Here is a 13,612-nt window from a genome sequence, read left to right on the forward strand (position 1 = left end):
ATCACAATCAACAACTCACGAACTTCTATATAACCTCGGCAATTGCCCAGAAGGGAACCTCACAGGTTAAGATAGTCCTGGATCCAGCCCACCAGCCGCTGTGCCAGGGTAAGCGCTTCCGGCTCGCCTTCTTTGATCGCCGATTGGCTGCTGAAGCAAGCAATAACCTCTTCTTGAAATTTTTCTTCAAGCTTTTGTTCAAAAGCGCCGCGGCGAAACTGCAACCGCACCTGAGCTTGGATCTGAAAGCTCTCCCGCGCCTCCTCATCCAAGATCTCCTGTCCCAGCCGCTGCAGCCGCACCCCTTGCAATTGGGCGAGGGGATAAGAGAATACCTGCTGCCGCCAAAGCCCCCAGGGGCCACCCAGCCGGGTCAGGGTCGCTCGCTGCCGCTCCCGATCCAAGCTCAGGATCTGCCCCAGCCCCCAAGGGATCCCAATCCCCAGGCCCGCTGCTACGGCCAGCAACCCCACCAGCGGCGAGCGGCCCCAGAGCTGGGATCCCAGCGCCAACAGCCCCAAACCCGCCACCACCCGCCAGGCCAGTTGCTCAGGGGTAAACCTTTGCAGGGCAATTCGCAGCCGTCTGGGGTTGCGCTCCAGAACTTGCAGGTAAACCGGCCTCATGAAATTGGATCCCGTTTTTGGCGCCAGTTTACCAGGTGCCGCGGAACCCTGGAAGACTTGCGAGCTTGGCAAACAGCTAAAACTCAGGTTCGGCAAAAAACTCTGACAAATCCAAGGCAAACCCAGGGATCACCTCTTCGCCTTCCAGGATATCTCCTGGCCGCTTCAATGCTGCGGGCTCAGGCTGACGGTAAACCAAAACATACTTTTCTTCGGGATGAATAAGCCAAACAAGGCGGGATCCATTTTCAAAGTACTCGACGATTTTATTGTGGATCTCTCCCACTGTGTTGACTTCAGAGAGAACTTCTACAACCAAATCTGGGGATCCCTCGATATAGCTCTTGGGGATCCCGCCGAGAGATCGCAGCCGCTCCTTGGAGAAGAAAGAACAATCTGGGGAGCGGCGATTGCCAGATTTCATCTTAAACGAAGTATCGGAGTCAAAAGTAAAGCCAATCTTTTGGCTGCGAACATAGGCACCTAGGAGGATGTGAATCAAACTTACATAGTATCCATGCCTTGCACTTGCCGAACCCAAAGCAATCAGCTTCCCATCGACAACTTCATAGCAATTGCCATCATCGGGCAGAGCCATAAACTCTTCATCAGTCCAAATCTTCCGAGAAGCTGTTGCAGAGCTTTCGGCAGGTTCCTTTGCTAGCCTTTCCAGAGCTTCAATCATGGTAGCCCTCTCAGATAGCTAAAACAACTAAGGGATCCGAGCCTGGGCAAACACATCCTGGGGGACAACCTTCAAGCCGGGCAGAAACTCATCTTGGATGGCTTGGGATCCCGTAAAAGTCCGCGGCGGGGCATCGGGGTAGAAAACGGTGATGCTCTTGGCTTGGGGATCCACAACCCAAACGCGAGGGATCCCAGCTTCCAGATAGTCCGCTGCTTTTTGAAGTACAGCCCCAAAACTCTGGCCGGGAGAAAGAATCTCCACTACCAGTTCGGGAGCGACGGGACAAGGGCCGTCTTCCTCAAGCTGCGCTGGCCAGCGTTCAAAGGAAACATAGAGCAAATCGGGAACAGGAAGCCAATCTTGATCCTGCCTTTGCAAAACAACTGCCAGCTCTGTGTACAGATCCCCCTTGCCTTGACACCAGGCATCCAGAATGAAAAGCAGCCGCTTCTGCAAAGAGGCATGAAATCTCTGAGGAGACATCGGCAAATCTTTGGGAACAGCTTGTCCATTGACCAGCTCATAGGTAGTATCTTCCTCTGGCAAGGCGAGAAACTGTTCGGGAGTAAGTTTTGGATGAGCAATCGACAGCTCTTCGGTCGATAGCATGCCAGGATCCCTCTCGTTCTAGAGGCCAACTGCTTTCTAGTTCTAGGCTAACTTTGGGTTTTTCGCCTTCACTGCGCGGGAAAAGGCCTCTTGTTTTTGGGAAGGGGGGGCTTCCAGGTTGCGGTAGCTTGCCAGCGGTTGTGCTTTGATGCGTTGCAGACCCACCTGGAGGATCCCTATGGCTAAAACCCTTTTGACCACCCTGGGCACTGGCGACTACACCGAGACGACGTATTTCTTTGGGGAGCAAAGGGCAGACAAAACCTGCTACGTCGCCAAGGCCCTCTGCCAGCTCTTTGAAATTGATAGAATCATCCTCCTGCTGACGGAGGAGGCCCGCGCCAAGCACTGGGGCCGCTTGCAGGAGTCCTTGCCACCCCAGGTGGAGAAGGTGGCCAAAGCCATTCCTGAGGGCAAAACGGAAGCGGAGACCTGGGAGATTTTCGACGTGCTGGTCGATGGCATCGAGCCCAACAGCCGGCTGCTTTTTGATATCACCCACGCCTTTCGCTCCATCCCGCTGCTGGTGCTCTTGGGAGCCGCCCTTTTGCGCAAGGCCAAAAATGTCGAGATCCAGGGGCTCTACTACGGCCTCTACCGCCCTGGCCAGGCGGAGACCCCCATTATCGATCTCACGCCGGCCATTCGGCTTCTGGACTGGCTGACGGCCAGCGACAAGTTCATCAGCACCGGCTCGGCAGTAGAGCTGGGCCAGCTTTTGGACACCGTTCAACGGGACTTCTACCGACAGCAAAGGCCCGGCAAAGGGGATCCCAGGCCCACCCGGCTGCAGAGCTTTGGACAAGCCATCCGCGACATCTCCCGTTCTCTGGAGCTGGTGAGGCCGGTCAGCCTGCAGGAGGACTTGCGCAAGTTACAAAGACACTCTACCCAGGAGTTGGCAGAAGAGGTGGGCCAATTTGCCAAGCCCTTCGGCCTGCTGCTGCAAAGCATTCAAAATAGCTACAGCCAACTGGCGCTGCCGGCAGACCAGAAGGAGGATCCCCGCGCTCAAGTTCAAAAGCACTTTCAACTGCTGCGCTGGTATGTGGAAAAGCGCTTCACCACCCAAGCCATTCTCTTGGCCCGCGAGTGGGTGGTTTCTGCCCTTTGCCTCTGTGAGGGGATCCAAAACTACCTCGAACGAGAAGCGCGGCAGGGAATTGAACACCAGTTGGGATCCCTCATCCCGCGGGAAGAGCAGCTCTTGGGAGATCTCCCTGCGACTGGATCCCTTATCCAACACCAAGAGCAGCTTCAGTCCCTGCCTCCCATTGCCGCCCATGTCCCAGATGTGCAGCAGCTAGCCAAGCTCTGGTCTCGGCTGAGCGAATACCGCAACGACGTGGCCCATGTGCAGATGAAACCCAAATCTCTACGCAGCGAAGTTCTGGAGAGCTTTGTGCTGCAGGATCTGCTGCCGAAACTGGAAGCGCTGTTTCCTGAATTGACTCGAACAGAGGGGGAATTGGAAGGGGATCCTTCCAATTCTCGGTAGGCTACCAACGTCGGCCCACCCTCAGGTTCTGGGTTTTCAATTTCGGTCCAGCGGTTGGCAGGGGCTGAGCTTGAACAAGTCCTATTGACCTGGAGAAATACTGAAAAAAACCTGAGGGCCGGTCGGGATCGGTGGACTTTGTTTTGTAGCTTCTGCAGCCGGCTATCGGGTGGCTGCTGGGGTTTTGTCTACTTTGTTTCTTGCACGTTCAGTTCTTAACTTTCCTATCTTTCCTGCGAAAACACCATGTCTTATCACTACTACTGGCAAGCAAAGCTCTGGGGCCTGCTGCATGATCCTGCCCTCAAAGCCCTCCACGACGCCTCTGGCCGCGCTAAGGAAGGGCTGTGGCCAAACCTAGCAGCGATGCAGGGGTGGATCTCGCCCAAGGCAGAGGGATCCCCTCTGGCACAGGTGGGAGATGCGGATCTGGTCGCCTCCGCCAGCGATCGGGCCGCCATTGGCCACCTGCCCGTTGCCATCGACTACCAGCTAGCGGATCGCGGCCAGAGCCTGGGGCCGGGCTTAGAGATGAGCCATCTGCTTTCCGGGCGCAAGCGCTTTTGGCAACTGCCCGAAGAGGAGCACCGGGCCCTGCAGCAGGCCCGCTCCCGCGCCGAGTACTTGCTGGCGCAGGAAGCAAGGGTAGTTCCCGACTGGATTTGGCAAGAACAGGAGGATATCCAGAAGGTGTTCTGGTGGTTCTGGCGCTGTTTTCCCCAGGCGCTGGCGCGGGAGTTTGGCGATGAAAGCCTCCTGCTTTTGCCGGCAGAAACGCGGCTGCCCGATGGATCCCTGTGGAGCCACACTAGCGTCGTGGCCGCTCTGGCGGGCTGTTTGGCCGGCTACGACGAGCCCAAGTTCACGCGGCCCTTTTTGGCCAGCTTGACCTTCAACCCCATCCAGGAGCTGATCAAAGCCAGCCGCAAGATGCGGGACTTTTGGGCCGGATCCTGGCTGTTGCACTACCTCTCGGCGCGGCTTTGCTGGCGCCTGGCGGAGAAATACGGCCCCGACTGCCTGCTCTACCCCAGCCTCTACGGCCAGCCCTTGATCGACGCCTGGCTCTTGAAGCGATATCCCGAATTTGCCCAGTGGATCCCGCAGCCTTCTGCCAACACTCTGCTCACCGCCGGCTTCCCCAACGTGATCCTCTTGCTGTTGCCCGAAGAGCGGCTGCAGGCGGCCATGCAGTTGGCCCAGCAGACCCTCAAAGAAGAATGGCGCCACCTGGCGGAAAGAGCGCTGGAGCACCTGCAACTGGAGCGCCGCTGGCTGGTGCAGTTGCGCCCAGAAGATCCCACCTGGGGGGGATGGCTGGAGCACCAGTGGCAGATCTACTGGGCGGCGGCGCCCCTGGGATCCCCCCACCAAAGGCTTAAAGACACCGCCATCCTCAAGTCCCAGGAGTCCATTGAGCGGGATCCCTGGGTCAGCGCCCAAAACCGCACCTACCATCTCAAAGGAAAGCGGCAGCTTTTTGCCGATCCGGAGCTGAAGTTCCTGCGGATCAGCTTCTGGGATCCCGAAAGGCAGCAGTGCCGCCAGTGCAAGCCGGGGCTCAACGTCGGCTCCTGGTGGGCCGCAGCCGTAGAGGCGACGCGCCGGCTGCAGGCTGCCTGCAAACAGGCCCGCGATTGGCAGTTGCCGGTGGCCTTTGGGCCGCGCAGCACCGTCTCTGGCCTAGGGCCGGTGGTTCACCCTTCCCCCAGGAATCGCTGGATTAGCGAAGGGGAGAGCCGGCGGCTTTGGCAGCGCCAGGCAGGGCTTTTCGATGGCCGCGAGCAGCTCAACGCCACCGAAACGGTTAAGCGGGCCCTAGACAAGGTGTTGCCGGAGCTCTTCCCCACCCTCGACGAAGACGAGGTCGCCGCTTCCTACCCAGATCTCACTGCTGGCGTGGCCGGTTACCTGAAAACCCACGGGCGACGCGAGCAGGAGCACTTCGAGCAGGCCTGCCGCGCCGTTGAGGCCATTCACCCCGGCATGCGGGAGGTGATCCGGGAGATGCGTGGCAAGTGGGGGATCCCGTGGGCTGACCAGCAAAACCTGCGCTACCACCCCCGCCTGCTCAACGCCGGCTGGCTGGTGGAAGACCTGGAAGCGGACGAGGCAACCCAGAAGCGCTGCCGCCAGGAGATCGAGGCCACCCTCAGCCGCTACTACCCCAGCATCAACCCCGCCAGTTGGTACGTGCTGGCTGCGGGCGATGGCGACGACATGGGCCAGTGGCTGAGCGGGGGGAAGATGAAGCCCTACTACGACTACCTGCCCCAGCCGCTGCAGCGCCTAGCGGATGGCCAGAGGGACGCTATTGGCCGCGTCCTCGACTCTGAAGAGCTCAAGCAAGTCAAGGACGCCTTCAGCGAGTTTGTTAAAGCCAGCCGCAAGCGCATGGGCCCAGCCACCCACAGCGCCCTCAGCCGGGCTCTGTTGGATTTTTCCGGCCAGTTGGTGCCCTACCTTACTGAACAGCGCTATGCCGGCAGGCTCATCTACGCCGGGGGGGACGACGTTCTGGCCTACACCAACCTCTGGGAGTGGGATAGTTGGCTCTGGGACATCCGCCAGTGTTTCCGCGGCGGCGAAGACGACTGGCGCGAGTTTGCCAACGAAGGGGACTACTGGCAGTGGCAAAAGGCGCAGTTGCCGGCTGGCCTCAGCCGTCGCCCTCTTTTTACCCTGGGATCCCTGGCCAGCATTAGCTTTGGGGTGGTGATTGCCCACCACTCGGTGCCCCTGGCCATTGCCCTGGAGAATCTCTGGGAGGCAGAACAAGGCGCCAAAGAGCAGGCCTATGCCCAGGGCAGCTCCAAAGACAGCGCCCAGGTGCGGGTACTGTTTGCCAACGGCAACCAACTGGTGAGCACCTGCAAGTTCGACACCTTCGACAAGTGGAAAGACCTGCTGGATTTTGACTGGAAGCTGTTGGGCCAAAAGCAGGATCAAAGCTCCCTATTTGAACACGCCGCCCAGCTCTGGGAGCAGCACCCAGCCCCCAGCCTGGAAGCGGTGCCTGCTTGGGCCCGCCTGTTCTGCAGCCGCCGGGATCTCTTCCACGGCGAAAGCGAGCAGACGGATCGTTTCCAGACCCAGCTAATCGCATTTATCCAGCACTTTTGGCAGCACAGCCTGCCCGCCCAGCCGGGGGCCTGGGATCTGGCCATCAAAAACTGGTTCAAGCTGGCGGCCTTTGTGCTGCGCAACCGCACCGTCACTTTGGGGAGGAACGGTCGATGAGTTGGTTCACGCTATCGCCTCTAGATGTGTGGATGTTTCGCGATGCCAAGCCCTTTGCGCCGGGGGAGCGGGCCTGGGCCAATAGCGGCTTTCCCCCCAGCGGCCACACCTTGGCCGGCGCCATTCTGGCTCACCTGGGCCAGCCGGCAACCCTGCGCCTATGCGGCCCTTTCCTTTGCTGGGATGAGCAGCTTTACTTCCCCGGCCCTCTGCACCTCTACCAGGGATCCCCGCTGGTGCCCATCCCCTGGCTGGAAGAGGGCCATTCCTATGACGGCTACCGTTGGGATCCCACCCGGCCCGCCCCTTTGGTGGCAGCAGCTCCGGAGGAGGAACGGCCAAGCTCCAAGCAAAAGGCCGCCGGCTACCTGCCCTTTCAGGCGGTGCAAACTGCACTGCAGGGCAAGGGCTGGGATCTGGAGCAGGCAGTAAAGTCCCCCTGGGTGGCGGAGGTGCGGCCCCACAACACCCTGCAGGCAGGCAAACGCCAGGTGCGGGAGGCCGAGGGCTACTTTGTGGAGACCTGCATCCGCCTGCAGCCCGGCTGGAGCCTGGCCCTTTCCATCGAGTGCTGGGATCCCGATCGCGAAACTTGGGATCCCTTGCCTCTGAAGCAAGAAGTGGTGGTGCGGCTGGGAGGAGAAGGCCACGGCGCCCTCTTAAGCCCCTGTCCAAAGCTGGGCGAGCAATGGCAAGCGCTGCAGGAGCTCTCCCGGCAGACCTTCCGGCAAGGCCAGCGATCCCTGGCCTACCTCGTCACGCCTGGGGTGTTCATCAAAAAGGTGGATGGGCGCTCCCTCTGCCGCGCCTGGCCTTGGGAATGGCGCTTGGTCACCCCCCATCCTGCCCACTCCCTCACCGGTCCTCTGGTGAGCGTGGCCACCGGCAAGCCAGTTCCCATCAGCGGTCGCCTGCGGGTGGACTCCCTAACAGAGCCGCGCAAGACCAGCCTGCCAGCTCCGCAAGTGTTTGCCGCCCCGCCTGGCAGCATCTACTACCTGGAGCATCCAGCTCCCCTTGCCCAGGACGAGCCGGAGCTGGAAAATGGCCGGCTCAACGTCTTCCACCGCTGGCGGCTGTTGGGCTACAGCGAGTTGCTCTGGCTGCCTTGGGCCCATTGAGCTTGCTTTTGAAGTCCTGTTTTAACGGATAAGGAGTGTTTTTCTATGGCCTTTCACCTGGTCTATCTCACCTTGCTGACTCCCCTGCACACCGGCGGCACCACCCAAGAAGGCAACCTCTTGGGCATTGCCCGCGAAGCCCACACCAACTTGCCCTACATTCCTTCCAGCACCATCCGCGGCAAATTGCGGGCCAGCGTGGCCGAGAAAGAGTTAAAGTTCGAGCTCTTTGGCAACGAAATTGGGGAAGGGGATCAGCTTACCCAAGGCTCCATTTGGATTGGGGATGGATCCCTCTTGTGGGTGCCGGTGGCTTCCCTCAGCCACGGCGTGATCTGGATTAGCTGCCCCCTCTTGCTCAAGCGCTGGCTGCGGCTAAGTGGTCAAAAGTTGGATGCGCCGGATCCCTATAGCACCAACTTGGAGACAAACCGACCCATCTACCTTAAGGATGCCATCCTAAAAAATGGCCTGAAAAAGTGGGAAAACTGGCAAAGCTTTGTCAAATCTTCCAGCATCAGCCGCGTCCTTGTCTTGCCGGATCAGCACTGTGCCACCCTTATTCAAATGAGCCTGTGGCGGCAGGTAAAAGTTAAGCTCAGCGAGCACAAAGTTGTAGAAGGCGGCTTTCGCTACGAAGAGGCCATCCCCCCCGATAGCCTGATGTACTTTACCTGGGGGGTAACAGCCCAGGCCAACGGCAGTTCCCAAGAAGCAGTGGAGCAATTTCAGAAGCTTCTCCAGAAGAACCAACTTCTACAAATTGGCGGCCAAGAGAGCCTAGGCCGGGGCTTTGTCGAGTTGTCTTGGAACTAGTTGAGGAGGCTTTATGGAAACTTTTGATCCCCGCACGTTGGCCAAGCCCGTTTACGAATCCCTTCGCCAGTTAAGGGCTCAAACCAGAGACCAAGAAAAGCTTAAGGAGCAGAAAAACCAGGCTGTGGAGCTCTACACCTACCTTTCCACCTGGGGCCTGCTGCGCCTTAAGGCAGAAGAAGATGCCCTCAACCAGGAAGGGAAAAAACAAGTAGTCAAGGAGTTTTTTGATTGCCTAGAAGAGATCTCTGGCCAAAAGGGAATTGCTAACTCCAACGGCCTGGATCGTCTTATGCAATTGGGAGTTGAAGAGTATCTAGGTTTAACAGGGCTAGGTCTGGCTTTGGCTCAGGAATTCGGCTTTTGGGCTATGGCCATCTACCACGACATTAAAGGAGGAGAGTAATGGGCGTCGCGATCCCCCTGCAAGCGATTTCCCTGCAAGAAGGCAGCCGAGTGGTTATTCATTCTCTTACCTGGCAAGACTGCGAGAGCATTCTGGAGGAGCTGGGCGAAGATCGCCACACTCGCATTGCCTACTACGATGGCACTTTTGAGATCATGTCTCCTTTATCCAAACACGAGCGCCTTCATCGCATTGCCAGTGACATTGTAAAGGCTCTCTTAGATGCTCAGGGGAGAGATTGGGAAGACTTTGGCTCAACAACCCTCAAAAAGCCAGGCAGAGCTGGCGTGGAGCCCGACACCTGCTTCTATGTCAATCACCTGGAGTTGGTGCGAGGTTGCGAGGGCAGGATCGATGTCGATCAGTTGCCCCCACCTGATCTGGCCATCGAGTCCGACGTTACTTCCCGAACTTTTATCGAGGCCTATAGAGCCATCGGCGTGCCGGAAGTTTGGATCTTGGGTGAGCGAAGTTTGCGGATCTTTATTCTGCAGGGAGAAGACTACGTAGAATCAAGCTGCAGCTGGCTTTTTCCAGACTTCGACATCCCCAATCTTGTACCTCAACTCATTCGACGCGCCCTAGAAATTGGCACCAGCGCTATGTTGCGCAAATTTCGGCAAACCCTTGGCAATTCCTAACGCTGTTTCCCACTTTTGGAGAAGATCCCATGACTGGCAATCGCCCTACTCGTCCTGGCAACGCTCCTCAGCCGCTTCCTCGTCCCCCCAGGCCAGGGGATCCCAGCCGCCAGCCACCCCGGGAAAATCGACCTAGAGGAGGTAATGGTGGGGGAAACCAGCCGCGCGGTGGAGGTGGTGGCCAAGGGGGAAACAATTCTCAGCCCTCACTGTGGCTAGGTCACCCCTTGGATCCCACGCCCAACCCCGATCCCACCGCTGGCTTTGTTGAATATTTGCGTTGGATGCGAGCGCCACTCGATGCTTTTAAAGACGGCACCAAGGCGGAGCTGGCGCACCAAGTGGAAACAACGATCAACCTTGGAGCCCGCCTGAAAGTTTTGAATGAGCGCACCCAACGCATTGCCAGCGACACCTTTCAGGTTACTTGTCCCTGGCGAATTCGAGTCGGTGGGGCCAAGGGTCCAGAGAGCATGTTGCTCCCCGCTTTCGATCCCTTAGGGATCCCTTACATTCCCAGCTCCACCCTGCGCGGCGTAGCCCGATCCCAGGCCATTCGAGAGTTGATGCAGAAGCACAATCTGTCTTGGGAGGAGGCAGATAAAGCAGTGGCACCCTGGCTTGGGCATCTAGAAGCTGAGGACAAAGATAGTGCTGGCAAGGTGATCTTTTTAGATGCCTACCCCGTGCCAACCCGTCCCCAAAGACAAGGGGATCCTGATAACTCCAGGTCGGGAGGCTTGGCTGTTGATATTGCCAATAACGTTTGGAGATGGAATGGCAACAGCTTGGAATATAAAGCAAATCCCAATGTCTTTTTCTCTCTCAAACAGGCCACGTTTTTAATCGGGATCCGCAAAGGCCCAGGCTGCACCGACGAGATGTTGGCCCAAGTGAAAGAATGGCTCATCCGCGGGCTGGAGCAAGGAGTGGGATCCCAAGTCAATACCGGCTACGGTCGGCTGATTCAAACTGGCAAAACTCTATCTCAATACAAGGGAGAATTCTTGCGGCTGCCTTTTGAGCTGGAGGGTCAGTTGATCCACGGGCGGCAAGTGGTCAACTGGAAACCTGATAAGAACCGGTATGACAACAAATCAATTGCCGAAGTCCGACCGGTAGCCTTTAAGAACATGCTGCGCTACTGGTTTCGAACCTTTGCCCTGGGTGTTTTGCCCGTGAAGCAGGTGCAGGAATGGGAGGGGCAACTTTTTGGGGCCATCACTCCCCAGCAAAAACACGGCTGGATCCATGTGGATTTGCTGAACGGCAAAGTCTCTCGGCTGGAGCCCAATCAGCGAGGAGAAGCCGCAGGCCAACAGGAAGGGATCCTTGTCTTGAGTTTTTCTAGCGAGTGCCAAAATTACGCTTCCCAAGCAGAGCAGGAGGCGGTGAAAAGGCTCTTTACTAACCTCACCTGGATGATGTTCCATCTGGGAGGTGTGGGTCAAGGAGCTAGAAGACCCTGCTACTCCCGCCAGAACCGGGAGCGGGCTCCCTGGTGGCGCGGCTCTACCCTAATTCCCAGGTCGGAGGATGCCTTTTGGAAGCTGGCGGAGTCGGTGGCCGGGTTTCAGAAGCTTTTCCAAAAGCGCCTGGGCAACTTCTTTGACGCTCTCAAGACTCTAACCAAGCAGGCCATTAACCCCGATAGCCCAAGAAGTGCTGGCCAGGTTCAGAGGGATAAATGGCCGCAAGCGGTGGATGCCAACTGCAGGATCGTAGTCTGCAGCGGCGAGGAAGATTTCAACAAACCCTATGCCCTGGCAACTTTGCATCGCTTAGGCCGACAAGATGAAGGCCGGTACGACAAATTCTTGTGCGGGGGTGTACAGGGAGGTGCTCTGCCCTCTCCGGTTTGGATTGCCGATTTGGGTGATTACCAAGTGGTTACCGTTTTTGGGGCAACGGCAGATCCTAGGAAAAAGTATCTTGAGGAGCTCAAGAAAGATGCTGATGATTTTCAAGTAATCTGGCCCTCGAAATAGAAGAAATCTCGAAGAATTTTTGGAGAAACAAAATGCCCAAAAAGAAGATCAATGCCAAAGTTCTCAGAAACCTTGTTACAGCCGTAATCAATGGCTCGATTACACTGGCCATTTTGCTCATTGCTCCCTTGGGCCTGGCAGCCGTGATTACCAACACTATTTTGGTTGCCATTGCCAGCTTCTTTTCCGGAAGCTTAACAGAGATGGTCATGGATCTTTTGTCAAGCCCTGAAATTGACGTGGAGGTTTTGCCAGAAGAGCGCCAATCCAAGACCAGCACTTCCATAGAGCCAAGGCGAGGCTCAGAGAGTCTGCGTCGAGATGATCAATAATGCGAACCTTGTATGTTTCCCAGCAAGGGTGCAGGCTAAGCCTCAGGCAAGAGTTTGTGCTGGTTCATTTGGGCGAGTCGCTCTTGCAAGAGATGCCTCTGCCCTTGCTGGAGCAAATTTTAATCTTTGGCCGCTCTCAGGTGACTACCGATGTTGTGAGGGAGTGCTTGAAGCGCAATATCCCCATTGCCTACCTCTCCCGGCTCGGCTATTGCTACGGTCGCCTCATTCCCATTGAAAGGGGCTACCGCCGCCTGGCCCATTGGCAACAGGCGCTCCCTGAAGCATGGAGACTGCAAACAGCAGCCCAAATAGTGCGAGCTAAGCTCCTCAATGGCCGCGTGCTGTTGATGCGACAACTTAGGCAGCGCCCCAGCGAAACCAGGGATCTAACCCTGCGCAGCCTGGAACACTTGGCCGCTCAAGCTCTGCAGGCTACTTCGCTGGATCAATTGCGAGGCATTGAAGGGATCGGCGCAGCTTTGTATTTTCCCGAATTGGGCAATTGCTTACAACAAAAAGGATTTGTTTTGATCAAGCGCACCCGACAGCCGCCCACCAATCCAGTGAATGCCATGCTCAGCTTTGGCTACATGGTGCTCTGGAACCACCTATTAACCTTAATTGAGCTGCAAGATTTGGATCCCTATCAAGGTTGCCTACATGCCAGCAGCGAACGCCACGCTGCTTTGGTTTCCGATTTGCTGGAAGAGTTCCGAGCGCCTATTGTGGACTCACTGGTACTGTGGCTGGTCAACAGCGGTGTTATGGATATCCAAGAAGACTTCGAGTATCGAGATGGGGGCTGTTTTCTCAGCGATGCTGGCAGAAAGAAGTATCTCAAAGCTTTTCTCCAGAGAATGGAGGGATCCATCCAAACCCCCGATGGGGATCAACCCCGCTGGGATTTGCTGACGCAGCAGGTTAAGAAATTTAAGCATTCTGTCTATAATCCTCAAGACCTGTATCAGCCTTACCGGATTCGCTGATGTTTCTTTATGTCGTTACCTACGACACCCCTTGTGATAAGCGCCGCAAGAAAATTGCCGACCTGCTAGAAGGCTACGGCAAGCGCGTGCAATACAGCGTGTTCGAGTGTGTCCTCGACAAGGACAAGTTCGAGGAGCTCAAGCTACGGCTCCGGAAAAGGGTCAAGCCCGATGAGGACAGCGTCCGCTTCTATCCCCTCACCAGCCACGCCCTTGACCAAGTGGAAATCTGGGGTGGGCCCCCCTTAACTGCACCCCCCCACTCGATCGTTGTCTAGCTCAAGCAACTCTCCACCCACTTCAGTACTTGATGTTCTCAAAAGCACACAAAAACGGTATCAACGCTTTTGCGAGCGCCTCGCCAAAACCCGCAAAGGCCGATTCTTTCGTTGACCCGCTCGATGCCTTGCGCCACAAGGCTTTCAGGCCTCTCACCCCCCTCTCCCAAGCTCTTTTTTGCCCTCTTCGACCGACCCCCTCGCAAATGGGTCTTGCATTCCTTGCCCTGCTTGGGTTTAATAGGGGTAGAGTTCCCCCTTCGGGGGGATCCCTAGAAATTGGAAACCTAAAAGAATTATTAATGCTGTTCGTAGATTTGGTTTACTGTTCCCCCTTCGGGGGGATCCCTAGAAATTGGAAACTCGATTGGGCTTTCCGG

13 protein-coding genes are annotated in these 13,612 nt (G+C 57.0%); 10 read left to right on the forward strand and 3 right to left on the reverse strand.

The window, feature by feature from the left end; all coding sequences use genetic code 11:
• Positions 1 to 59 precede the first annotated feature (59 nt).
• From SYN60AY4M2_RS09395 to SYN60AY4M2_RS09405, 3 genes are all read right to left on the reverse strand, one after another.
• Entirely contained in the window at positions 60 to 626 is a 567-nt protein-coding gene (locus tag SYN60AY4M2_RS09395; RefSeq protein ID WP_099812771.1) for a hypothetical protein, read from the reverse strand.
• 76 nt (positions 627 to 702) lie between these two features.
• The gene (locus SYN60AY4M2_RS09400) at positions 703 to 1,311 is read right to left on the reverse strand and encodes a Uma2 family endonuclease (RefSeq protein WP_099812772.1); all 609 of its coding nucleotides are present in this window, start codon (positions 1,309 to 1,311) and stop codon (positions 703 to 705) included.
• A gap of 27 nt (positions 1,312 to 1,338) precedes the next feature.
• Complete coding sequence (locus SYN60AY4M2_RS09405; protein ID WP_099812773.1) at positions 1,339 to 1,923, reverse strand: Uma2 family endonuclease; 585 nt, start codon at positions 1,921 to 1,923, stop codon at positions 1,339 to 1,341.
• A gap of 178 nt (positions 1,924 to 2,101) precedes the next feature.
• Between SYN60AY4M2_RS09405 and csx2 the strand changes: the two genes are divergently transcribed.
• The 10 genes from csx2 to cas2 all read left to right on the forward strand — a co-directional run bounded on the left by csx2 (position 2,102) and on the right by cas2 (position 13,232).
• Positions 2,102 to 3,421 (forward strand): TIGR02221 family CRISPR-associated protein, encoded by a 1,320-nt coding sequence (gene csx2 / locus SYN60AY4M2_RS09410; RefSeq protein WP_099812774.1) that lies wholly within the window; start codon positions 2,102 to 2,104, stop codon positions 3,419 to 3,421.
• A gap of 246 nt (positions 3,422 to 3,667) precedes the next feature.
• On the forward strand, positions 3,668 to 6,661 hold the full coding sequence (gene cas10, locus SYN60AY4M2_RS09415) for a type III-B CRISPR-associated protein Cas10/Cmr2 (RefSeq protein ID WP_099812775.1): 2,994 nt from the start codon (positions 3,668 to 3,670) through the stop codon (positions 6,659 to 6,661).
• On the forward strand, positions 6,658 to 7,782 hold the full coding sequence (locus tag SYN60AY4M2_RS09420) for a type III-B CRISPR module-associated protein Cmr3 (protein WP_099812776.1): 1,125 nt from the start codon (positions 6,658 to 6,660) through the stop codon (positions 7,780 to 7,782). The genes cas10 and SYN60AY4M2_RS09420 overlap by 4 nt, the downstream gene beginning before the upstream one ends.
• A 45-nt stretch (positions 7,783 to 7,827) precedes the next feature.
• Entirely contained in the window at positions 7,828 to 8,598 is a 771-nt protein-coding gene (cmr4, locus tag SYN60AY4M2_RS09425; protein ID WP_099812777.1) for a type III-B CRISPR module RAMP protein Cmr4, read from the forward strand.
• A 13-nt stretch (positions 8,599 to 8,611) separates the two neighbouring features.
• Positions 8,612 to 9,004 (forward strand): hypothetical protein, encoded by a 393-nt coding sequence (locus SYN60AY4M2_RS09430; RefSeq protein ID WP_099812778.1) that lies wholly within the window; start codon positions 8,612 to 8,614, stop codon positions 9,002 to 9,004.
• Positions 9,004 to 9,645 carry a Uma2 family endonuclease gene (locus tag SYN60AY4M2_RS09435; RefSeq protein WP_099812779.1) on the forward strand — a complete coding sequence of 214 codons (642 nt, stop codon included), beginning with the start codon at positions 9,004 to 9,006 and terminating at the stop codon, positions 9,643 to 9,645. The genes SYN60AY4M2_RS09430 and SYN60AY4M2_RS09435 overlap by 1 nt, the downstream gene beginning before the upstream one ends.
• A gap of 29 nt (positions 9,646 to 9,674) precedes the next feature.
• Complete coding sequence (locus SYN60AY4M2_RS09440) at positions 9,675 to 11,633, forward strand: RAMP superfamily CRISPR-associated protein (RefSeq protein ID WP_099812780.1); 1,959 nt, start codon at positions 9,675 to 9,677, stop codon at positions 11,631 to 11,633.
• Between the two features lie 32 nt (positions 11,634 to 11,665).
• Positions 11,666 to 11,965, forward strand: a complete 300-nt coding sequence (csx18, locus tag SYN60AY4M2_RS09445) for a CRISPR-associated protein Csx18 (RefSeq protein ID WP_099812781.1) — start codon at positions 11,666 to 11,668, stop codon at positions 11,963 to 11,965.
• Positions 11,965 to 12,954, forward strand: a complete 990-nt coding sequence (gene cas1, locus SYN60AY4M2_RS09450) for a CRISPR-associated endonuclease Cas1 (protein WP_099812782.1) — start codon at positions 11,965 to 11,967, stop codon at positions 12,952 to 12,954. The genes csx18 and cas1 overlap by 1 nt, the downstream gene beginning before the upstream one ends.
• On the forward strand, positions 12,954 to 13,232 hold the full coding sequence (gene cas2, locus SYN60AY4M2_RS09455; protein ID WP_011431332.1) for a CRISPR-associated endonuclease Cas2: 279 nt from the start codon (positions 12,954 to 12,956) through the stop codon (positions 13,230 to 13,232). Before cas1 ends, cas2 begins: the two co-directional genes overlap by 1 nt.
• The last annotated feature ends 380 nt before the right edge of the window (positions 13,233 to 13,612 follow it).

Source organism: Synechococcus sp. 60AY4M2 (assembly GCF_002760375.1).
Classification (GTDB): Bacteria; Cyanobacteriota; Cyanobacteriia; order Thermostichales; family Thermostichaceae; genus Thermostichus.